Origin of the sequence: Paraglaciecola aquimarina (genome assembly GCF_032464635.1) — a bacterium.
GTDB lineage: Bacteria > Pseudomonadota > Gammaproteobacteria > Enterobacterales > Alteromonadaceae > Paraglaciecola > Paraglaciecola aquimarina.
This window is the reverse complement of sequence record NZ_JAWDIO010000002.1, coordinates 3,175,283-3,197,315: the sequence shown is the minus strand read 5'-3', so window position 1 is coordinate 3,197,315 and position 22,033 is coordinate 3,175,283. Positions and strand designations below refer to the sequence as shown.

The window sequence follows — 22,033 nt, the reverse complement described above, 5'->3', positions numbered from 1 at the left end:
ATATTTACCTTTTTGAACGAGCTAACCTTAAGTTCTCTAATTTGACTTTGACTACCATTCCACTATCGAGTTGCACTTGCACACCATCTTTTGTGATATCGGTAATGGTGGCTGGCATAGGTGTTTTGCCAACTTTAACCGTTACCGCTGTACCCGCTTTCATGTGCTCATCAGTCAACTTTTCCGCTGGCGGTAGTTTTACTTTAGGTTGTTCTTTTTTAACTGGTTTTTTGCTGGTTTTGAACTTGGGTATATCTTTTGGTTTAGCCTTTTTATTGGCATCGGCTTGTTCTTTGCGTTTTTCTGCAACTTTAGCCTTGCTTTCATCTAGCTGTTTCTTGGCATGCTCAACATGCTCTTCTTCAATGACTGCCACACTATTACCGTCTAAGTCAACACGCTCTGCGCCAGTTTTAATACTGTGCAAATATCGCCAACTGTTGGTGTAGTGTCTTAATGAAGAGCGTAATAGTGTTTTACTAACACGTTCCTCATTTTCTAAACGTTCAGCCAAATCTTGGAAAATACCAATTTTAAGTGGTTTTGCGTCCCCTTTGCTACTAAAGCAAGCTGGAAAGCTCTCTACTAAAAAACTGATCACTTCTTTACTGTTTGAAAACTTCTTTGGATTGTCCATTAATTCTTCTAGTTACATTGTTAACGAGGTTCTTGGTGCTCATCATCCCAAGTTGCTAGAAGTTGGTCAACCCAGTCGTACAAATCATCTTCATCTATATCGAGTAAATGGCTATCTTCTCGCCAATTTTCCCAAATATATTGGATCATGTTCTCTAAATTAGTGGCATTTATGTCTTCATCTGCCTGATCATAGAGCATATGCAAAATGATATTGAGACGATCACAGGCTTCTTCTGCTCTATCATCCCAAAAATCCATATCCTCAACAGTCGCTAATGCGACATGAATATCGACAAAATGTTTCACTTAATTTTTTACTCCCAATTGTAGGGATTGTTGAAATATATCCACTATTTTCTGTAATCCTTGTTTGTCATCTTCATCAAATCTAGCAATCACAGTGCTGTCTATATCCAGTACTGCGATGACTTTCCCTGATTGGTATACAGGTAATACAATTTCGGCGTTTGACTGCGCATCACAGGCAATATGTCCTGCAAACTGATGAACATCATCAATCATTTGCACTTGGCTGTCAGCGGCCGCTGTGCCACACACACCTTTTCCCAGAGGGATCCGAATACAAGCGGGTTTACCTTGAAATGGCCCTAGAACCAATTGTTGCTCTTGTAGGACATAAAACCCGGCCCAATTGACATTTTTCAAGCCCCAATATAACACCGCACTAATATTAGCCATATTGGCAATCATATTACTTTCACCGGCAATTAGTGCTTGTACTTGATCGGCCAGTTCTTGATAGTGCTGTATTTTTGTATTTGTCATAACATCTCATTATTTAAGGTAAGTCTAGCTGTAACAAAGCGTAATCGGATATTTAGTGGTGTTAAATTACATCCTTTTACGCATTCAGTTGCACGCTTAATATTTAGTCAATTAAAGAAAAAACCACGTGTACTCTAGCCTGTGTTGACATTTCATCAGGTTGGTAACTCGATGCCTTTACTCCGCGTAGTCTAATTGAATCCATTTCCATAGGAGCAGATCTACCGCTGCTTTGTTCTGATATGGATATAACATTAGCAATTTTCAAGCCTAGGGCTTCGGCCATTTTTGTAGCCCTGACTCTAGCATTGAGCAAAGACTGCTCCAGTGCTTTTTCATAATTCTCAACCTCATTCCTGTCACTAAAGGTAAAATTGTCAATACGGGTAATGCCGATACGCAATAACGAGTCTATTGCTTGGTCATACAGGCCCAAGTCATCTAAAGTAATACTGATTTGACGGCTTAAACTAAAGCCCTTTTGTACGTTTTTTTATTTTCGTACTCAAACCAAGGGTTAAACCGCACTTGAAGGGATTGAATCGCTTTTTTATCCACGCCTAATTTAATTAAGGTATTCACCACATTAGATGTTTTTTGATTGATAGTTTTATTTAGTTCACTGGCTTGCTGCCCTTTTTCTTCAATGTGTACAGAAAAACTAAAAAGATTTGGCGTACTGATGACATCGCCGACCCCAGTAACAGAAATATTTCGCACATCTGAATTTTGACCCGCATAGACACCAGCACTAAACAAAAATGAGCAGAGAACCCCGAAAGTAATTAATCGCATATTTACATCCTTAAAAAAATTGAATCAAAATCATATTCGATTTAGCTGAACCCGCCCTTAACAAATTGTAACTCGTTACTTGCCATCAATTCACAAAGCGGGATAAAAATTCTGTTGGGTTGTACTTAAATAACTGAATACACTCTTTGCAAATACAAGATTTGTTTAGCTTTTTATCAGGTACTAAGTCGAGCATACTTTTTGCAACCTTAATATCAAAACACCAACAGCCTTCGCGGCTGGCAACATTACAGGCGTTTTGATTTTGACAAAAGGGGCATATACTGTGCTCCGTCATGGCATAGCACTTTGAATGTACTGACATGAGGCCGAAATATGGCGGCGCATTAATAGCTCAGCGAGTTCACTGTCCCTATTTTCCATTGCCTGCAAAATAGTTAAATACTCTTGGTAATCAGTTGATGAGCGCGTGTACCCTGGCCTAAACGTGGTCATATAAAGTTTAATCAAGTAAAATTGCTGTTCATTTAGAAGTTTAACTAACAAAGCATTCTGGCTTGCTTTAACCACCTGATAATGCAAATAGAAATAATCATCTATGACGCTATGCTTGGCCCTGGCAATAGGCTGTGCATTTTCTATATGCTTTTTTTGCAATTGCATTTTTAGTTGTTTTATATCTGTCAGATTCAATTGAGCCGTCGCTAAACGACAAGCTAAGCTTTCAAGTGATTCTCGTACCTGAAATATTCCCATTAGTTTTTCTTTGCTAAGGGTAACAACTGAATAACCAATATTGGCTTTGTATTGGAGTAAGCCACAGTTTTCTACTCTAGACAGTGCATCACGCAAGGTAGTGCGACTGATTTGATAATATTTAGCCAGTTCAGGTTCACTCAACTTGCTGTTAATAGGGATCTGTCCTTCAACAATTCTGTGTCGTAAATCACTAAAAACAGAATCCGCCCGGGTAATAATTAATGAATGATTAATGGCGTTCCTCTCAATTCAGTCGTTTATCTATTGTCAAAATTATAAGGTTACTCATGATTCGTCTTTTAGGCGGATTAATCCTTCTTGCATGGTAGAGGCAACGAGTGTCCCTTCAGTATTAAAAAACTGGCCTCTTACTAGTCCCCGTGCCCCACCGGCAAATGGACTTTCTACACAATACAATAACCAATCATCAAAATTAAATGGGTGATGAAACCACATTGAATGATCGATCGTCGCAATTTGTAAATTCTTATCTCGTACCGAAATACCGTGGGGTTGTAAGCATGTGGCGAGAAAATGGTAATCTGAAGCGTAGGCAAGCATTTCTTGATTCAAACTTAGGTTGCCGCCTAACTGTTCTTGTGACTTCATCCAGATATAACGTTTGGCTGTTTGCTTGTCAGGGTGAACCGGATCAATAGCTTGTACTGTTCTTGTATCAATAGGCTTGTGATAAGCAATGGCCTTTTGCAGGCGTTTAGGCAGTTCTTCTTTTATCTTTTCAAAGTAACTTATGTCTGATGTTAACGAGTCTGCAGACGGCACATCCGGCATTTGTCCAAGCTGATGCTGTAAACCTTGCTCAGCCTTTTGAAAAGAGCCAGTCATATAAAATAGTGTTTTTCCGTTTTGTATCGCTTTTACTCTTCGCGCAGAAAAACTTTTACCATCCCTAACCTTCTCAACGTCAAAACTAACGTCTTGATTAGCATCACCAGGCAGTAAAAAATAACTATGAAAAGAATGGGCAACTCTATCCTCATCAACGGTCAAACGAGCAGCGGCTAATGCTTGGCCGAGTACTTGTCCGCCAAATAAAGCGCGAAATCCTAAATCCCAACTTTGGCCGGTAAAGATGTTTTCTTGCCGTTTTTCTAACGTTAATAGATTGACCAATTTTATATCTGACATAACCTTAACAATTACTCCTGCCTAAGATTTAACTTTTTATTTTTCTTCAATTAACCAATTAATCGCAAACGACCCTTTTGCATCAGATGCAAGTTGAGGCGCCATTTCTTTAAGAGCGGATGCCAATTGCGTATCTAATTGCCACGGCGCATTAATAATTAACAAGCCAGAGCCGTACATCCCTTCAGCTTGCTCTTCACTGGTAACGCGTAACTCTACTTGTAATAAATTTTTGAAGTCCTGACGACTTAACGCCTGTAGCATAGCCTGACTCTGGCCTTGTTTACTGCTGGCTGAAGTAAACTGTTCAGCATTTTCTTTTCGGTCTTTTATAAGTGGATACCAAATTGCGTAAATCCCCGTACTCCACTTTTTGTATGCTTTAACCACTGTTTCCACGACTTGTTTGTACTCTGTGGCCAACTCATAAGGGGGATCGATTAACACCATACCCCGTTTCATTTTTGGGGGAGTCATAGCCAACAAGCCTTCAAATCCATCTCTATGATGAATCGAAATATTGCGACCATTAATATTACTTTTTAAATTTTCATACTCGTTGTTATGCCACTCCATTAGCACTATATCGTCTTGCGCTCTTAGCAGATTATGGGCAATTTCTGGAGAGCCGGGGTACTGATTAAATTTGCTATAACCCATCACCATTTTAAGATACTGCGCTAATAATTCATTGTTAGTACTGACGTCAGTCAGTTTAGCAATGCCACTTTGAAACTCTCTGGTTTTCAATGACTCTGTAGAGTCGAGATGGTACACCCCTGCTCCACTATGGGTGTCGAAATAGGTAAAGGGTTTATCTTTTTCTTTTAATTTACTTAAAATGATTAGTTGGCATAAATGTTTCAACACATCTCCATGATTGCCCGCATGAAAACTATGACGATAGCTAAACAACTTAACTCTCCCGTTATTTATTTACTCATATAGACAAGCAAATAACCTTTCTTAATTGAAAATGTACGATAATAACTCACATAGTTGTGTGCCATCTGGTAATACCAGCCTAATTTTAAACTAAATTAACTGAGAAGAATAGAAATGAAAATGGGCGTACTGCCGATCTATCATTGTTATGCCAATTCCACTAAAAAACTATGCACTTTAAACGAGCCTGCGGTATTTTGCACAAAGCAATGGTGTTTTATTTACCCTAATTATTTTGCAAAAAAAACCTCGTCATAAGACGAGGTTTATATGCATTATCAAAGATTAATTAGACTTTAAAATGTATAACTTGCTTTAACGTAATAAAATCCACCATTGTAGTCGAATGGCCCACTTTCATAGTACTTACCACTCACCACACCATAAGCGCCACCTTGTTGAAGTTTTTGTGCTTCGCGATCTAAGATATTGTTCGCGCCAATAGACAAGGTGATATTATCATTTACAAAGTAACTCACTTCAGCGTCTATCGTCATAGACGAACCGGCAGTTTCTGACCAGCCGTAAGAACTAAACTCATCTGGCTCGTCCGCATGGGTTGCGAACCATTCGCCAAAGTAATTAGCGCGAACAAACATACTCACATAATCCCAACTTTGGTTCATAGTGAATGTTGCTCTATGCTCAGGGATCCCTTCTTCTAGGCGACGTACTTTAAAGCCTGAGGTGAATTGACCTGGATCTTCAACCTCTGTTGCATTGTAGTTGTATGCCAAACTAAATTTGGTTGTACCTTCAAACAGATTCATACCGTAGTTTGCTACTACATCTATACCTTGGGTTTTGGTATCAAAGTCATTAGCAAAGAAAGTGATTTTTCCACCTAACAATAACTCTGGACTTGGGTAAACCCCTTGCAGTGCATCGACATCTGCTTGCACTATGTCTATTTTGTCTGTTTGTGCAATACGGTCGCTTACTTCAATAGAATAAGCATCTATCGTCATGAAAAAGTCACCATTCTGATAGACCATACCCAATGCAAAGCTCTCTGATTCTTCTGGGCTAAGTTCTCGTCCGCCTTTAATTGTTGAAACTGGGTGTGTAGGCGGAAAAGTCGCTGATTGCACCAGCTCTCCGCTGACTAAAGAGGTTTGAGTATTTACTACATTTGCTTGACCTACCGTTGGCGCTCTAAAACCGGTGCTGTGAGAAGCCCTTAGAGAAAGTTCATCAGTAATTGAGTATTGAGCGGTCAACTTATAATTGGTGGTATTTCCAAATGATGAAAAGTCTTCATATCGTAATGCTGCCCCTAACAATAGGTCCTCAGTGATATAAGCTTCTACATCAACATACGCAGCTATGCTTTGACGTTTGCTAATGCCTTGAGCTTCTGGAGAAAAGCCTGCGAAACCATGTGAACCGACACTAAACCCTTGGGTAGCGAGTGGCCCTTGTTGCCAAGAGGCTTGTTCGCCAGAGACAATTTCAAAACTCTCTTGACGCCATTCAAGACCAGCTGCTACGTTGACTGGCTCGTAGAAACCTAAGTCTACACCTTTGGTTAAATCGGCGTTAAAAGCCTTCTCCAGCTGGATATATGAGCCTGCTTGAAAAGAGTTATCATCTGGTTGATTTGCACCTAACGAGGGGTTAACAGTGTCGACTAGCGTGTAGGTTGACTTATTACGGCCTACAGAGCCACTTAAATCAAAGAATGCGCCATCTAGCACGCCACCCTTAATTTCACCTTTGGTCCCCATAGTTAAGGACGTATCATTTATCTCCCCAGTAAATTGCGGGGTGTATCCACCCGGAAACAACTCGTTAAATGCCCAACAATTATCATTGTTTTGCACATTGTCGATATAGTTTTGCTGAGACAATACGTTATCAGAGGTAATTAAAATATTTGGACAAGCATCAGCGTTACCATCCATAGCTCCTACAAGCAGCATATCTTCATCTGTATAGACACCACCACGATTTTGTGGATTTCGATAATAATAACCACCTGTAGCTACCCTATCTGAGTAGTTACCAAACATGTAAAACTCTTTATCGTCTCCAAGATCTAATTTCACATTACCGAATAAAGTCAGGTCATCATCAATTTCAGGATTTCCCCAAGTTTGCGCTGGAGAATTTATTGACATATTACCAGCATCAGCTAAAGCTTGAGCATCGGGTCGTTGCACACTTCTACTGGTAGCGTCAGCTGTTTTATATTGAAAGCTTAGGTTAACACTGCCATCTCGAGTAAAAGGCAAACCGACATTACCGTCTACTACTAGCTGATCACCGTCACCTTCATAATATTCTCCGTGTCGGACCGAAACCGAACCGCCATCAGCAGAGTCTTTCAGTACAAAGTTCATGACCCCGGCAATTGCATCAGAACCATATTGTGCAGCGGCGCCATCTCGTAGTACTTCTACTTGTTTTAATGCCACACTGGGGATAACTGAAATATCGGGACCTTGCGCACCATCATTTACCCCACCGCCTTGGAAAGCGATAACAGAAGCACGGTGTCGACGTTTTCCGTTTAACAATATCAATGTAGAGTCTGAGGATAACCCTCTTAGATTTACTGGACGAATAAAAGACGCAGCGTCGGAAATTGGCTGCTGTCTAACATTAAATGATGGAATAGTTGCTTGTAATTGGTCCAACATATCTGATGATCCGTTTTTACTAAGCTCGTCTGCACCAATTATATCAATAGGAACAGGTGATTCAGCAACAGAGCGAGGCGCTGCACGGGAGCCAACAACGGCGATTTTTTCAATATTATCTGTTTGCGAAGAGTCTTGTGCGATTGCTAAGGAGGAAGTGACAGAGCCAGTGGTAACTGAAGCGGCTAAAATATATTTTACACTCTTACTAAGTGTGTTTAACGTTTTATTCATACGATTTTTCCCATTTGTGTTTATTTATAAAGTAACAAAACGAACATTTACATGCGCTAATGTCTAACAAATGCAGCTTAATGCTCGATTGACTTTTGTAGTTTATGTAGCGGTATCTTAAAGAAGGGGGATAGTTTTTGATGTACAACTTTAGGCTAATCTAGACTCTATAAGGTCATTAAGAATGAAATTCCACTCCGTAATGTTAAGTAGCCACTAATACGAGCATTTAATTGCTCACGAGTATTTTTACAGTAAAAAACTCCCAGTAATTGCTATTTACAACTATTGGGAGTGACTTCAAATCGACTATTCTTTAAACACAATGTTACTTAATCTGAAACCTAGATAAGCCGCCCCTCTCGATAACGCTCTTTTTGTGTCTAGCTGGGGTGGAATGTTTAGCTTAGACGATGCTTCTTATCCAGCGCTCAGGTTACTTAAATAAGGTTTGTGTTTTACTCCAGCCTTTCACTAAAGCTGTTTCGAGAGCGACACTTGCGGCGATGCCAAACTTTTCTGCTAGGTTCTTTTTAATGCTGTACTTCACAGAGAATATTTTGTTTGTCTCATTAAGTTTTAACAAGTAATCATCTGATGTCTGAATAGTGTCGACCAAGCCTAGTTCTTTGGCTTTACTACCATACCAGTACTCACCAGTTGCCACTTTATCAATATTTACCCCTGTTCTATGTTCTGCCACAAAGCCTTTAAACATTTGATGAACATCTTCTAGCTCTTCACGAAACTTTTCTCTTCCCGAGTCATTGTTTTCACCAAACATCGTTAAGGTACGCTTAAACTCGCCAGCGGTATGTTGTTCAAACTCAATGTTACTTTTCTTTAACAGTTTATTGAAATTTGGCAATTGTGCGATGACACCAATTGAACCGATTATGGCAAATTTAGCGGCTAACACTTGGTCAGCTACACATGCCATCATATAACCGCCACTAGCCGCCACTTTATCTACGGCTATGGTGAGCTTTATGTTTCTGTCTCTTATCCTTTGTAATTGTGATGCCGCTAGACCATAACCATGCACTACACCACCACCACTTTCCAAACGGACTAACACCTCGTCTTCTGGTTTAGCAATACTCAGTACAGCGGTAACTTCTTCTCGTAAATTATCAACTTCATGAGCATCCATAGAGCCTTTAAAATCAATGACAAAAATCTGCGCCTTAGGCTGTTTCTGTTCACTACTCTTCGCTTCTTTGTGTTTAACTTTTGCTTGCTTCTTTTTGTCTTTATTAAATTGCTTTAACTGCTCTTTACTCAATAACAGTTGACGCGCATGGTTGGCAATGTCTTCTAATCTGTCTGAAATAGATGTGATTTCTAAATTGCCTTTGCCTTGCTTTTGTTTACTTGCAAGGCTAATCACCCCACCCACTACTAATAATATTGCGACCACTATGGTTATTGCTTTGGCAATAAACAGTCCATATTCATATAAAAATTCCAATTTGTATTTCTCCAAAATTACGACTGTTTAATCAATGGGGACAAAAACGGAAAAATCAAAGCCATAAACGCATTGGCTTTGATTTTTTTAACGAACACTGCACAGCCTTTAGTTTTCTATGACCGATGAATTTCCAATTTGTATACCTTGACCTTCGAGTTGGATAAAAGAGGCAACCTGACTCTGCATTTCAGAAGTGGCAGCAACGCTAGCCTCTGGACTAAATAGGCTAAAGTGATCACCGCTAATAAATCGCACAACGCCATCCGTACTTTGGCTGGATGATACCTTTTCAAGGCCTATAAGATCAGCTAGTGCTTGACCTCCAACTAAAGGCAATGACGTAGCCACTGGATTAACTTGGTCTGATAAGGCAGTGCTGCCGTCATCGTTTACTCCTCCCCCTACCGTCAATTGCAATAAAACATGCGTATTCTTACCTAGTAATGCGGCATAGGAGATAGGGTCGGCTGCATCTAATATGGTTTGTGACGAAAACCTAAAGGCATCGAATTGAGCTGCAATTAGTGCAGACTGTTCTGGCGATACTGACGCCATAAATTGAAGATAAGCAGCGCGCAGTGGTGGTGTTGCAGCCATTGATTTTCCCGTAGGAAATTGTGCCAGAAAGGCTCGAAACGAACGAGACGTCTCGGCTAGTATGGGACCTTTTATTAGGGGCTCGAAGTAAGGTGATTCCAATAAATATGATGGAACACCACTTGCTGGTACATTTAATGTTGCACTGCTAAATGCATATAAATGATCAAAAGCGCTTAACTCGCCCGTCATCGAATCATTAGCTATCGCAACAGCCACAGCTCCCGTTATCGATCCTAGACTATGAGCCGCAAAATGGACTGTAGAGGTATCCAGCTCAACAGAATTAGACTCATCAATAATAGAATTTAACGCTAATCTCAGCGTCAAAATATCAGCGCTACTTTGTCTTGCGTTATCTCTTGCAGTTAATAAACTTGAAAAATTCAAGTAGTCTCCTACTGAGGCCAGATCTATCTTTACTAACTTTCCATCAATATCTGTCAGTCCTCGGTCCCCATGCAGAGGATGATCAATAGCGACACTGGCAATGCCGGCCATAGAAAGTGTTGAGCTTAGTGCTAGAACATCTTTCCTATTACCGGTAATACCATGGGAGAATATTACCACGGGCCAACCGTTCTTTGGCTTCTTTACCGGCGCAATTTGGCCATTGGAATGGGCAGATAATAGGGCAATATTGTCTTCATTTGGTATGGTAAATAGTACCTCTACTGACTCAGTTCCCGCCTCGTTATACTGGCTATTTTCTTCGTCTTGCTGGCGACCTTTACGTAAAGGAATAGGATTGAATTTAGTCAAATTTCTCGGATCGTTTATGCCTAAGCTCGCTAGGTTTAGATCCATTAATTGGTCATTACTTTGTCGCTTGCAAAGTGTGTTGTTTACACCTACTTGATTTTCCTCAACTAATTGAGCAACGACATTCTGACCTAATGCGTTAAGGGTTGCGCTACTAGTGCATGCTGCTTGCCACCACCCCGTTTTTGGTAGTTTGGGATCCAAGTAATAAGGCAGACTGACGTTACCACTAACTATAGGGATGTTGAGCAGTAAGGACCAGCAATAGCAAATGTAGCAACCGCCAAATCATATTGTGCATTGTCTACATCAGCTATGGCCGTCACTAATGCATTACAATTAGTTAAGCCTACCGAAGCCAGTTGTGCTCGGTAGTCATGTGAGAATAGTTGAGTAAACAACGCGTCAAAGGCACTTTGTGGCTGAGATGAGTTGTCTATCTCAATACTAGGTAGTAGCTGACTTGCCTCTTCTAGCGCAGCGCTTGCATCTCCTAACTGCGCCATCGTTTGCGTATATTTTTTTGCATACGCCGCTATCTGTTGCCGTTTAATGGTTTGCAACACATCGCCGGCTGACTGGGTAGAAAAATATGCCGCATATGACAATTTATCTCTTTGAATACCCACAGGTTCAAGCACTGCTACCATGTAATTGACTATTTTTTGTAATGGCACTAATTCGGGGATTTGCAGCCGATTACTTAGTATATTTTGCCGCACCAACTCCCAACTACCTGATCCCTTAATGGCCCTACCGAGCGTATCTTTTAGAGATTCAGTGACAACCAACATATAGCCTTGGCTGGATTTAAGTACTTTTAGCGGCACGATTCTAATTGTGTGGCTATTCGCCAAGTAGGTGCAAATGTAATCCACACCATAAATAAGTGGTGAACCAAGTTCACAGGGAACGCCCGGCGCTTGCAATGTAGTGGCTATGGCCTTAGCACTCTGCACTTGTCCCTTGTAACGCTTGTGTAGCCTCAAATAGTTTAATTGCATCACCATTTATTGATGCTGGATCGATATCCATATCGATTCCTGCTTCAACTCTTAGCTCTATTGGAGTATGGGCTGACCACCCATCAAGGGCGCTTAGGCTATGCTGAGGATCACTTGAATCAAACGTCGCTTGACCTTCTGTATTCAGCGTAAAATCAAACAAAGCCAGATCTGTGCTAGGCATCATAAGTAAGTCATTTGGAATATTTATGTCACCAGACATAGGATTAAATACTACTCGAATAAAAGGCTGCTCAATTTCCTTAGGAGGTGTTTCAACATAGATAGGATTGTTTTTTTGACTCTCAGTTTGACCGCATGCGGATAATAGAAGTGTCAATATCATGGCAACACTCAATATAATTTTTTCCATCAATTTTTTCCTTTTCTGTAACTTATTTTTGACGCGTAATTTTCAACCCCAAACAGTGCAATTATTTTACCAACCTGCCAAACAGGCATAATTCTTAGAAAAATATCTAGCTAAGCTTTTTACTTATCCTGCTACTTAACCTGTATTCACATATGGTATTATTTCGCCACGTAAAATTATTATTGTTAACTATGCTTAATTATCGTGCTAACGAAGACTATTTAGATAAAAAAATTATCCTTATCACCGGTGCTGGAGATGGCATTGGCAAACAAGCGGCTTTGGAGTTCGCAAAGTACGGCGCCACTATTATCCTGCTTGGAAAAACAGTTAAAAAACTAGAAAGCGTTTATGATCAAATTGTCAATAATGGCGGCAATGAACCCGCTATTGTGCCGCTTGATCTGAAAGGTGCGACCAAACAACACTATATCGATATGGGTAACACTATCATTGACCAATTTGGGCGTTTAGATGGACTAGTACACAATGCTAGTTTTGTTGGTCATTTAGGGCCTTTTGGACAAATGACTGAAGAAGATTGGCATGCCGTATTTCAAGTGAACGTACATAGTCAGTTCTTAATGACTCAAGGCCTGTTACCCGCACTTAAAAAGTCAGCGCAGGCATCTGTAATATTCACCAGTTCTGGACTTGGAGTGAAAGGTAGAGCTTATTGGGGAGCCTATTCTATTTCTAAGTTTGCGACCCAGGGAATGATGCAGGTGTTAGCCGATGAATATGAACATTCCAGTATTAGGTTTAATTGTATCAATCCTGGCCCAACGCGCACTAATATGCGTGCGGTGGCTTTTCCTGAGGAAGATCCAAAGCAAATAAAAAGCCCCGCCGAAATAATGACGCCATATTTGTATTTAATGGACAATGTTGCCAGTCAAGACAACGGACAAACCTTGCAGGCACAGTGATTTTCAAGCAATCATTAAAAAAGGCGCTGGAATATGCGCCTTTTTTATTTGCTAGCAATCTACTGCTATTACCCCATCCCTGAGCTAGCCTTAATCGTTAATTGCCTGCATTTGCCCAGGTATCTCGTAAGCCGACCGTCCTATTGAACACTAAATTAGCGTCAGTACTATCCGTGTCTTTACAAAAATAACCTGTCCGTTCAAATTGAATGGGATGGCTAATTTCAGCCTTGGCTAAACTTGGCTCAACTATCCCCTGTTTCACCACAAAGGACTCAGGATTGATACAACTAGCAAAATCGTCTTCTGCTGCTGGGTTAGCAACGTTAAACAAACGGTCATATAGACGAATTTCTGCAGGTACTCCTTGGCTAGCTGACACCCAGTGGATAACGCCTTTCACTTTACGGCCATCACCTGGATCTTTGCCTAATGTGTCTTGGTCATAACTACAATAAACGGTAGTAATTTCACCTTGAGTATTCTTTTCTACACGTTCAGCTTTGATGACATAGGCATTGCGTAAACGCACTTCTTTACCTAACACCAAACGTTTAAATTTTTTATTGGCTTCTTCCTTAAAGTCCTCTTTTTCAATGTAAATTTCTCTACTAAAAGGAATGCTTCGGTTGCCTTTAGACTCATCAGTTGGATGGTTAGGCGCGGTTAATACTTCGTCATCGCCTGTAAAGTTTTCAAGCACTATTTTCAATGGTTCAAGTACTGCCATGGCACGATTGGCGTCTGCGTTAAGTTCTTCACGTAAACACGCTTCTAACATCGACATTTCGACCATGTTATCCATTTTGGTAACGCCTATACGTAAACAAAACTCTCTGATAGAAGCTGATGTATAACCTCGACGACGTAAACCAGAAATAGTCGGCATTCGAGGGTCGTCCCAACCTGTAACATGATTTTCTTCTACCAATTGAATTAGCTTGCGCTTACTTAGTACTGTGTATTCAAGATTTAAGCGGGAAAACTCATATTGGTGAGGTGTAGTTTGAATAGTGATATTACTTATCACCCAATCATACAATCGACGGTTATCTTGGAATTCTAAGGTACACAATGAATGGGTAACGCCTTCTATGGCATCAGAAATACAGTGGGTAAAATCGTACATTGGGTAAATGCACCACTTATTACCCGTTTGGTGATGATGGGCAAATCGAACGCGATACAAGGCTGGGTCGCGCATACACATGAAAGGAGAGCTCATGTCTATTTTAGCTCTCAATAAACACTCGCCTTCTTGGTAATCTCCAGCTCGCATTTTTTCAAACAAGGCCAAGTTTTCTTCAACACTGGTGTCGCGATATGGGCTATTCTGACCATGGGGTTTTTAGCGTGCCACGCATTTCTCGCATTTTTTCTTGATCCGAAAAATCTACGTAAGCTAAGCCTTTATTGATTAGCTCAACGGCAAAACCATAAAGTTCGTCAAAATAATTTGACGAATAACGAACGTCACCATTCCATTCAAACCCCAACCAGCTTACATCTTGGCGAATAGCATTAACGTAATCGATGTCTTCTTTCTCTGGGTTAGTATCATCAAATCTTAAATTACACAGCCCTTGGTAATCTTTAGCGATACCAAAATTCAAACAAATCGATTTAGCATGGCCTATGTGTAAGTAACCATTTGGTTCTGGAGGAAAACGAGTTTGAATAAGTTTGTGTGTGCCTTCTTGGATATCTTTATCGATAATTTGACGAATAAAGTTGGTCGGACGACTTTCAGTCTCGGCCATTAAAAACCCTCTTATAAAATTTCAAAAATAATGAGCTGAATATTATACCAGCATCAAACTTCAGCATAACGATTTTTACATAGAAATATTTACCGCTAATGTAAGGTACGATCCTTTAAGGGATGTTTGCCTTCTATATTTACCTGCCAATTATCAATATCATCGTTCTCTATTTGGTTATCATCATGCTCCCAATCATATTTTTTAACTGCTGGTTTAGGGTCGAGGTTTTTCCATAAAAACGCACTGATAATGCCAGCTAAAGCGCCAAATAAATGATACTCAAATGAGATCGACTCCTCTCTTGGAAAAATACTCATGGTCATTCCACCATACAAAAGAAACGTAATCATCATAATGGCTACCGAACTCTTGTCTCTACGAAAAATACTAACCACTAAGAGAAAGAAAAACACGCCGTGAATGATCCCACTAGCGCCAATATGGTTAGCGTTTCTGGCAAACAGCCAAACGCCAATTCCAGACAGTATCCAGGTTAGTGCCAGTACTTTCTTCCATGATTTGGGATAGCCGTAATATAAGACCGACCCCATAATTAAAATAGGTAGAGTATTGTTAAAAATATGCTCGAGAGAGCCGTGAATAAAAGGGGCAGTGATGATCCCTAATAGACCTGGGTATGATAGCGGCACCACACCAAATGTTGACAACTTTAGGTGAAACAAAATCTCAGCCGACTTAATACACCACAATAACGCGATGAACGCCAAAGAGCCGAAAATACCTATAGTTAAACGATTATTTTTTATCATTATATAGATATTGGGCAAAGTGAGTACTTTTAAAGGTCACTTACAAAAAAGGCGATGCAGCAAAACTGGCATCGCCTTTATAATGACAGAATATAGACTACACAGTTAAATGTTTGTTGACTGGTAAACTTCTGATCCTTTGGCCGCAAGCTCTGAATATAGCGTTACACACACTTGCTGATACGGGAGGCACGCCTGGCTCGCCTACCCCGGCACATAAAGCATCCGACTCTACTATATAAGTATGTATGACCGGACTTTGATGCATTCTTAACACTGGGTAATCGTGATAATTTGACTGCACAACAGCCCCGTCCTTAACATCAATCTGCCCCATTAAAGTAATAGACAGACCAAAAATCATCGCTCCTTCAAGTTGAGATTTAACACGATCAGGATTAATCACGCGCCCAGCATCAATGGCAGTATGCATTTCCAGCACTTGCACTTTGTTGTTAACCACTCTCACTTTTGAAGCAACTGCTACGTAGCTAAGGAAGCTACGATGTACGCTAATTCCCCACCCTTCATTTTCAGCTGTGGTTTGATTGGCATTCGATTTTTCTACGACTACATTCAGCACATGTTTTAACTTTCGCACATCAATTGGGTAATCTTCGATTGGCATGTCATAATTTTTGTAATTAAAACCTTGTGCTTTTACGTCTAACAATGCGGTATCGCCCAACAATTCGAGCCAAGTATCGTGCGTTGTTTTGCCTTTAGATAAGGCGATTTCATCGACAAATGAACCTAGTGCAAAGCCATGTTGAATGTTACACACTGAACGTATCCAACCAATACGAATGTGAGCCGGTGCCTTATGTTTTTCACAGGATAAATTAGCGACCTTAATAGGCATATCACCAAAACCTAAAGAAAGCTCCATATCTGAAGGTCCGTCTGTTTTACCATCAAATGTCCAAATAATACTTGGAAATGCCGAACGTTGGATCCAGCTAGTGACATTATCATTTTCGTCTAGACCCGCTTGGTAATGTTGAGCGCTAATTGCATGGTAGTAGCCAGAGCGGACCTCATCTTCTCGGCTCCAAACAACTTTTACCGGTTTGCCTGTTTGCTTCGCTAAAATAGCCGCTTCGGCAGAGAAATCGTGTTTTGACTTACGGCCAAAGCCGCCACCAAGTAAGGTTACATTAACCTTAACTTGTTGTTGAGACAGGCCTAACGTCGCGGCGACACTCTGTTGAACGCCTTGAGGCGCTTGGGTACACGCCCATATTTCACAGTGATCATCTGCAACAATTGCAGTTGCAGATGGTGGCTCCATAGGCGCATGAACCAAATATGGTACAGTGTAAGTCGCTGCCAGTGTTTGTTTGGCGTCTGACATAGCCTGATACGCGTCGCCAGTACTTCGCACAGCGGTTCCTTTTGTGACGATATTTTCAGTTAGTTCAGCAAGATAGGCATCAGAGTTATGGCTTTGATTGGCACCTAAGTCCCATTCAATTTTTAGTGCTTTACGGCCTTTTAGGGCTGCCCACGTATTCTTAGCGATAACCGCTACACCATTCACAGGTTTGAACACTACAGGGAAACTCTGTTTAGGCATTTCTATTACATCGATCACACCAGCAACCTGTAATGCTGCCGTTTTGTCGACGCTCTTAATTGCGCCACCAATAACTGGCGAACGTTCAATACTGGCAAACACCATTCCTTCAACATAAATGTCTTGAGCAAATACAGTGTCACCACTTACTATTTTAGGCAGATCGACAATAGGTATTGGCTTACCAATTATTTTGAAGTCTTTAGGTGACTTATAAGTAAGATCATCAACGCTTGGTGGGGTAATAGTTGCTGCGAGCTCAGCTAAATAACCAAAACTCAATTTTTGCCCAGTTACTTTATTAATAATGTAGTTATGCTCGGCAAAGACGCTGTCAATCGAGACGTTCCATACTTTCGATGCGGCGATCTCTAACATCGTTCTAGCCATTGCGCCCATTTGACGCATAGCTGAATAAAAATTACGAATTGAGCGAGAGCCGTCAGTATTTTGGCTGCCATAGGCTGCGTTTGCTAGACCTTGAACAACATTCACTTTGGACCAATCAGCGCATAGCTCTTCGGCCACAATTTGTGGTATGCCAGTTCGTATTCCCTGCCCCATTTCACTTCTATGGCAAATAATGTCAACCGTACTGTCTTGGTCGATGCTGACGAATAAATTAAATTCATGATGATCTGAACCCGTTTTATCAGCGGCTAAAATCGGTTGACTCAAAGGCACGGTGACCCCTAAAACGAAGCCAGTGCTCATCACCCCAGTTTGCTTTAAAAAACTACGACGGCTTACATTTTGAATGTTGTTTACCTGACTCATGATCTAGCCCCTACGTTGATTGCTAAGTCGTAATTAAGGTTACTTGCCGAAGAAAGGTTATTTTTAGCGGCGGTTTTTATCGCCGCTTTAATTCTCGGATAAGTCCCGCAACGACAAATATTACCCTGCATATAGTTGTCTATCGCTTCGTCATCTGGGTTGGGGTTTTCATTCAGCAGGGCTACCGCACTCATAATTTGACCTGACTGGCAGTAACCGCATTGAGGGACGTCATGTTCAATCCATGCCTGTTGCACAACATGACTAAAATCTTCTGACAAACCTTCGATCGTTGTTATGTTTTTCCCAGCGATGGCGGCAACGGGCATGACGCATGAGCGAATAGGTTGGCCATCAAGGTGCACAGTACAGGCCCCACATTGAGCCATTCCACATCCAAATTTGGTGCCTGTGAGTTGTAAAATATCCCTTAAGACCCACAACAGTGGCGTGTCAGGCTCTGCGTCAACTTCGGCCTGTTTGTCATTTAACATAAAACGGATCATATGTAACTTTCCTTTAAAGAATGTTCTGTTTAAAAGATAAAAAATCTTGTGTCGTATCGATATCGTAAGCAGCAGTTGGAATAGCTAAAGATACAACATTTTGTCGATTCATGTGGATTAATCCTCTGGCACCTTTGTCATCTGATAATTGTCTTAATGCTGAAAAATACTGAGACGGAAAAATCGCTGGAACCCCTAAGTGATGATTATACTGCGCGGCCACAATTTTAGAAGGATGATGTTTGCAAATCATTAACATTTCATTGATCAACTGCTTATCAAGACACAGTTGATCTGCTAAAGCGACAAATATGTGTGTTGGCGAATGACCTAAATGTTTTACTCCTTCGGCCAAGCTTCTACCCATTCCCTGTGCCCATTGTCGAACATAAAAGGTAGATATAAACGCGGGTAAAGCCTGTTTGATTTTTTCGCTATTACTCCCTAACACCACCGTTAAATTATTGAGCCCAGTTAGTAAATTATCATTTTCAAAAAATGGGGCCACACTATGGCAAATTAAGGGCACACCATTTAGCTTGGCTAATTGCTTAATGCCGCCAAATCTCTTACTTTGACCGGCAGCAAGAACAATCACGCTAACAGGCACTATGCTAGGCAACCACTGATAGATTTAGCATCGGCATGTTCTAATACAGCATGAGCTTCTGAGATCATAGATAAAGCTATCGATTCGGGCAATTCTCCGCCTAAACGTAAACCCGCGGGATTGGAAAGTGGATGAACAAGTATATCCAGGGTGAGTCTTGCTTCATCCAACACCCGTTGCGTTCTATGTTTTGGCCCTAACAGGCCTAGGTAACTGACGTGACTAAATTGCAATAATTTTAACGCCTTAGCATCAAGTTTAACATTATGGGTTAATACAAAAGCCGCATTGATTTGGCCTAGCCATGTAGCGTCTGTTAATTGGTCGAATGGCTCTCGGATAGTTTGCGTCGCAGCGGGAAAATAGCCCTGCTTGCCATACCCTACCCTTGGATCCAATAAAATAATTTGCCAACCTAATTCACCAGCAATAGACACTAACGGTTTGGCATCAACTCCCGCACCAAAAATCGCCACTAACGGAGTAGGCAGTAATTTTTGAACAAAAACCGTATGCTGACCAGCTTCAACTAATCCCATTGCCATCTTATCGTCAGTTTTTTCTGTGGGCAAAATCTGATTGTTGGCTGCACTCAATTCAACATTTTGTTGGTAAACGACAGGCTCTCTATTGTCTAATTGTTGCGATAACTGCTCAAGTTGCAAATACCGATTTTGTGAGTTTACTGGTTGTAGCAGAATTTTCACCATGCCACCGCAGCCTATGCCCAGTTTCCAAGCTAGGTCCTCTTCTTCACGCATGTCATATTCGACAATACGATTTTGATTATTTTCCCAACAGCGTCTAGCTTGACGCATTATGTCAGACTCCAAACAGCCGCCGCTTAGCATGCCGTAATACTGGCCTAAATCATTTATCATCATCATTGCCCCAGATTTTCGATAGGAAGATCCTTGGGTTTGAACAATAGTCGCTAATACCCACTGCTGAGAATCTTTATGACTAGACCAGTAATGTAACAATTGTTGAATTCTATTTGCCATGTGTGGGTAGAGTGTTTCCTAATAATTAGTAAAAATAATACCAAGTCCTCAAGTGATAACTTGGCCAATCAGCCTTTATTTATATACTCAGGTGTAATGCCTATGATTTTACGCGAAGATAAACTAAAGTGACATGATATTGATTTTAAACACAGTTTAATCCAATTTACGTCATAAAATTGCATCAATATCAGCTTTCCATATGATATAGCTAAATAACACTTTGCTTTTTATGTCGTAAGCCTAATCTACTAATATATACGTAACTATTTTGTCTGAAAACCGTTAATATTTTGGGCAAAGTCATTATTGACAACTGAATTGAACAAATGACTGGTGTCATCCGGTCATCTGTATTCTGACATTAAGCGCTTTATTATAAAAAGGAAACATGATGCAAATTTATGACGATAACTCACTTTCAATTGGTAACACCCCTTTAGTTAAATTAAACCGAGTCACCGGTGGCAACGTTTACGCAAAAATCGAAGCTAGAAACCCTAGTTTCAGTGTTAAATGCCGTATTGGCGCTAACATGATCTGGGATGCCGAAAAGAAAGGCTTGTTGAAAGAAGGCAACGAACTAGTTGAAGCCACAAGTGGTAACACAGGAATTGCTTTAGCATTTGTAGCGGCGTCTAGAGGGTACAAATTGACCTTAACTATGCCCAGTTCAATGAGTTTAGAACGTCGTAAATTGCTAAAAGCCATGGGCGCGAATTTAGTATTAACTGAACCAGCAAAAGGCATGAAAGGTGCAATTGACGCGGCCAATGAAATTGTCGCTTCAGATCCTAAAAAGTATGTACCTTTACATCAGTTTGAAAACCCCGCTAACCCAGAAATCCATGAGAAAACTACAGGTCCTGAAATTTGGCAAGACACCGACGGTAAAGTTGATGTGTTTGTTGCTGGTGTGGGCACTGGTGGCACTATTACTGGTGTGAGCCGTTACATTAAAAATACGCAGGGTAAAGCGATTACCTCAGTAGCAGTAGAACCGACAGATTCGCCTGTTATCACGCAAGCTAAAGCCGGTGAAGCTTTAACCCCAGGACCACACAAAATTCAAGGGATTGGCGCAGGTTTTATTCCTGGCAACCTTGATTTAGATCTTGTTGATGAAGTTGAACAAGTTAGCAATGAAGATGCTATCGCAATGGCACACAGATTAATGACAGAAGAAGGTATTCTAGTAGGAATATCATCTGGAGCAGCAGTAGTAGCTGCCAAACGTGTTGCTGAAAAACCAGAAAATGCTGATAAGCATATCGTTGTCTTACTAGCCAGTGCTGCTGAACGTTATTTGAGTAGTCCACTATTTGCTGGTGAATTTTCTGACGCAGAAAATATCCAATAAACGAAAAGACAAAGCAGTGAATAAAAAAGGGAGGCTTTATGCCTCCCTTTTCTTTTGATTTTAAATAAAACGCGTTACCATCAAATTATCATACCTTTTCTGTTAACACTGAGCATGCTTAAAAAACTATCCAGCCTATTCATTTTACTATTACTCATTAGTGCGTGTGAGAAATTAGAAACCAAAAAAGGCGCGGGAAAATTCGGTATGTTAGATACTGATGTACCTGAGTTTGCGGCAATCGAGTTTTTTAACCAAATTTATCATACTAAAGATCTGAGCGGAGCGCTAAAGCTTAGTACCCCAAAGATGCAGAGACTTTTACGCTCTTACCATACGAATAAGGGTGTACAAAGGCATGTATTGAATATGCGTTTTGATAAGGTAAACATTCAACCCAGCACTCGTAGCGCGGGTAGAAATGAATTTGCCAAAGATGCGAAAATTTCGTTATTTTTCGAAGGAGACTTAGACGGAAACATTTTAAAGGATCTTCGAATTGTCAGTATGATTAGAGTTAAAAAAGAATGGTTAGTTGATGACGTCAGTGCCGAATAATTATACTCACCTTTAGATGATATAAGAACTGAAGTTGAACATTGCTAGCTTAAATCCTCG

20 protein-coding genes and 2 pseudogenes are annotated in these 22,033 nt (G+C 40.7%); 3 read left to right on the top strand and 19 right to left on the bottom strand.

Annotated elements, in window-relative coordinates:
- Positions 1-4: 4 nt before the first annotated feature.
- The 13 genes and pseudogenes from proQ to RS130_RS15820 form a co-directional block, all read right to left on the bottom strand.
- Entirely contained in the window at positions 5-637 is a 633-nt protein-coding gene (gene proQ, locus RS130_RS15875; RefSeq protein ID WP_316026732.1) for an RNA chaperone ProQ, read from the bottom strand.
- A gap of 20 nt (positions 638-657) precedes the next feature.
- Positions 658-945 (bottom strand): hypothetical protein, encoded by a 288-nt coding sequence (locus RS130_RS15870; RefSeq protein WP_316026731.1) that lies wholly within the window; start codon positions 943-945, stop codon positions 658-660.
- A complete protein-coding gene (locus RS130_RS15865) occupies positions 946-1,425 on the bottom strand; it encodes a GAF domain-containing protein (RefSeq protein ID WP_316026730.1) in 480 nt (159 codons plus the stop codon).
- Between the two features lie 103 nt (positions 1,426-1,528).
- Positions 1,529-2,220: pseudogene (locus tag RS130_RS15860) on the bottom strand (SIMPL domain-containing protein).
- An 85-nt stretch (positions 2,221-2,305) separates the two neighbouring features.
- Positions 2,306-2,518 (bottom strand): cysteine-rich CWC family protein, encoded by a 213-nt coding sequence (locus tag RS130_RS23880; protein ID WP_428982791.1) that lies wholly within the window; start codon positions 2,516-2,518, stop codon positions 2,306-2,308.
- On the bottom strand, positions 2,515-3,156 hold the full coding sequence (locus RS130_RS15855; protein ID WP_316028083.1) for a GntR family transcriptional regulator: 642 nt from the start codon (positions 3,154-3,156) through the stop codon (positions 2,515-2,517). The genes RS130_RS23880 and RS130_RS15855 overlap by 4 nt, the downstream gene beginning before the upstream one ends.
- Before the next feature lie 69 nt (positions 3,157-3,225).
- On the bottom strand, positions 3,226-4,089 hold the full coding sequence (locus RS130_RS15850) for an acyl-CoA thioesterase domain-containing protein (RefSeq protein WP_316026729.1): 864 nt from the start codon (positions 4,087-4,089) through the stop codon (positions 3,226-3,228).
- A 36-nt stretch (positions 4,090-4,125) separates the two neighbouring features.
- On the bottom strand, positions 4,126-5,004 hold the full coding sequence (locus tag RS130_RS15845) for a 23S rRNA (adenine(2030)-N(6))-methyltransferase RlmJ (protein ID WP_316026728.1): 879 nt from the start codon (positions 5,002-5,004) through the stop codon (positions 4,126-4,128).
- A gap of 326 nt (positions 5,005-5,330) precedes the next feature.
- On the bottom strand, positions 5,331-7,910 hold the full coding sequence (locus RS130_RS15840) for a TonB-dependent receptor plug domain-containing protein (protein ID WP_316026727.1): 2,580 nt from the start codon (positions 7,908-7,910) through the stop codon (positions 5,331-5,333).
- A gap of 436 nt (positions 7,911-8,346) precedes the next feature.
- Entirely contained in the window at positions 8,347-9,381 is a 1,035-nt protein-coding gene (gene sohB, locus RS130_RS15835; RefSeq protein ID WP_316026726.1) for a protease SohB, read from the bottom strand.
- Between the two features lie 108 nt (positions 9,382-9,489).
- Entirely contained in the window at positions 9,490-10,947 is a 1,458-nt protein-coding gene (locus RS130_RS15830) for a VolA/Pla-1 family phospholipase (RefSeq protein ID WP_316026725.1), read from the bottom strand.
- 29 nt (positions 10,948-10,976) lie between these two features.
- On the bottom strand, positions 10,977-11,702 hold the full coding sequence (locus tag RS130_RS15825) for a hypothetical protein (protein ID WP_316026724.1): 726 nt from the start codon (positions 11,700-11,702) through the stop codon (positions 10,977-10,979).
- Positions 11,689-12,120 carry a hypothetical protein gene (locus RS130_RS15820; RefSeq protein WP_316026723.1) on the bottom strand — a complete coding sequence of 144 codons (432 nt, stop codon included), beginning with the start codon at positions 12,118-12,120 and terminating at the stop codon, positions 11,689-11,691. The genes RS130_RS15825 and RS130_RS15820 overlap by 14 nt, the downstream gene beginning before the upstream one ends.
- Before the next feature lie 191 nt (positions 12,121-12,311).
- Between RS130_RS15820 and RS130_RS15815 the strand changes: the two genes are divergently transcribed.
- Complete coding sequence (locus RS130_RS15815; RefSeq protein WP_316026722.1) at positions 12,312-13,049, top strand: YciK family oxidoreductase; 738 nt, start codon at positions 12,312-12,314, stop codon at positions 13,047-13,049.
- A 97-nt stretch (positions 13,050-13,146) separates the two neighbouring features.
- Here RS130_RS15815 and glnS read toward each other — a convergent pair.
- The 6 genes and pseudogenes from glnS to RS130_RS15785 all read right to left on the bottom strand — a co-directional run bounded on the left by glnS (position 13,147) and on the right by RS130_RS15785 (position 20,055).
- A pseudogene (gene glnS, locus RS130_RS15810) lies at positions 13,147-14,809 on the bottom strand (glutamine--tRNA ligase).
- 95 nt (positions 14,810-14,904) lie between these two features.
- Positions 14,905-15,582 (bottom strand): rhomboid family intramembrane serine protease, encoded by a 678-nt coding sequence (locus RS130_RS15805; protein WP_316026721.1) that lies wholly within the window; start codon positions 15,580-15,582, stop codon positions 14,905-14,907.
- Positions 15,583-15,679: 97 nt separating this feature from the next.
- Entirely contained in the window at positions 15,680-17,935 is a 2,256-nt protein-coding gene (locus RS130_RS15800) for a xanthine dehydrogenase family protein molybdopterin-binding subunit (RefSeq protein ID WP_316026720.1), read from the bottom strand.
- The gene (locus RS130_RS15795; protein WP_316026719.1) at positions 17,932-18,441 is read right to left on the bottom strand and encodes a (2Fe-2S)-binding protein; all 510 of its coding nucleotides are present in this window, start codon (positions 18,439-18,441) and stop codon (positions 17,932-17,934) included. Before RS130_RS15795 ends, RS130_RS15800 begins: the two co-directional genes overlap by 4 nt.
- A 13-nt stretch (positions 18,442-18,454) precedes the next feature.
- Positions 18,455-19,039 carry a nucleotidyltransferase family protein gene (locus RS130_RS15790; protein ID WP_316026718.1) on the bottom strand — a complete coding sequence of 195 codons (585 nt, stop codon included), beginning with the start codon at positions 19,037-19,039 and terminating at the stop codon, positions 18,455-18,457.
- A gap of 11 nt (positions 19,040-19,050) precedes the next feature.
- A complete protein-coding gene (locus RS130_RS15785; RefSeq protein WP_316026717.1) occupies positions 19,051-20,055 on the bottom strand; it encodes an XdhC family protein in 1,005 nt (334 codons plus the stop codon).
- A gap of 394 nt (positions 20,056-20,449) precedes the next feature.
- On the opposite strand from RS130_RS15785, the gene cysK reads away from it, so the two are divergent.
- Both cysK and RS130_RS15775 read left to right on the top strand, forming a co-directional pair.
- Positions 20,450-21,415 (top strand): cysteine synthase A, encoded by a 966-nt coding sequence (cysK, locus tag RS130_RS15780; RefSeq protein WP_316028082.1) that lies wholly within the window; start codon positions 20,450-20,452, stop codon positions 21,413-21,415.
- A gap of 114 nt (positions 21,416-21,529) precedes the next feature.
- Positions 21,530-21,973, top strand: a complete 444-nt coding sequence (locus tag RS130_RS15775) for a hypothetical protein (RefSeq protein ID WP_316026716.1) — start codon at positions 21,530-21,532, stop codon at positions 21,971-21,973.
- Positions 21,974-22,033: the final 60 nt, after the last annotated feature.

Excerpts from the sequence above, each read along its gene's own strand:
- RS130_RS15850 (WP_316026729.1), bottom strand. The coding sequence starts at position 4,089 with ATGTCAGATATAAAATTGGTCAATCTATTAACGTTAGAAAAACGGCAA.
- RS130_RS15800 (WP_316026720.1), bottom strand. The coding sequence starts at position 17,935 with ATGAGTCAGGTAAACAACATTCAAAATGTAAGCCGTCGTAGTTTTTTA.
- RS130_RS15795 (WP_316026719.1), bottom strand. The coding sequence starts at position 18,441 with ATGATCCGTTTTATGTTAAATGACAAACAGGCCGAAGTTGACGCAGAG.
- RS130_RS15840 (WP_316026727.1), bottom strand. The coding sequence starts at position 7,910 with ATGAATAAAACGTTAAACACACTTAGTAAGAGTGTAAAATATATTTTA.
- RS130_RS15785 (WP_316026717.1), bottom strand. The coding sequence starts at position 20,055 with ATGGCAAATAGAATTCAACAATTGTTACATTACTGGTCTAGTCATAAA.
- RS130_RS15865 (WP_316026730.1), bottom strand. The coding sequence starts at position 1,425 with ATGACAAATACAAAAATACAGCACTATCAAGAACTGGCCGATCAAGTA.
- RS130_RS15805 (WP_316026721.1), bottom strand. The coding sequence starts at position 15,582 with ATGATAAAAAATAATCGTTTAACTATAGGTATTTTCGGCTCTTTGGCG.
- RS130_RS15775 (WP_316026716.1), top strand. The coding sequence starts at position 21,530 with ATGCTTAAAAAACTATCCAGCCTATTCATTTTACTATTACTCATTAGT.
- proQ (WP_316026732.1), bottom strand. The coding sequence starts at position 637 with ATGGACAATCCAAAGAAGTTTTCAAACAGTAAAGAAGTGATCAGTTTT.
- cysK (WP_316028082.1), top strand. The coding sequence starts at position 20,450 with ATGCAAATTTATGACGATAACTCACTTTCAATTGGTAACACCCCTTTA.
- RS130_RS15820 (WP_316026723.1), bottom strand. The coding sequence starts at position 12,120 with ATGGAAAAAATTATATTGAGTGTTGCCATGATATTGACACTTCTATTA.
- RS130_RS15815 (WP_316026722.1), top strand. The coding sequence starts at position 12,312 with ATGCTTAATTATCGTGCTAACGAAGACTATTTAGATAAAAAAATTATC.
- RS130_RS23880 (WP_428982791.1), bottom strand. The coding sequence starts at position 2,518 with ATGACGGAGCACAGTATATGCCCCTTTTGTCAAAATCAAAACGCCTGT.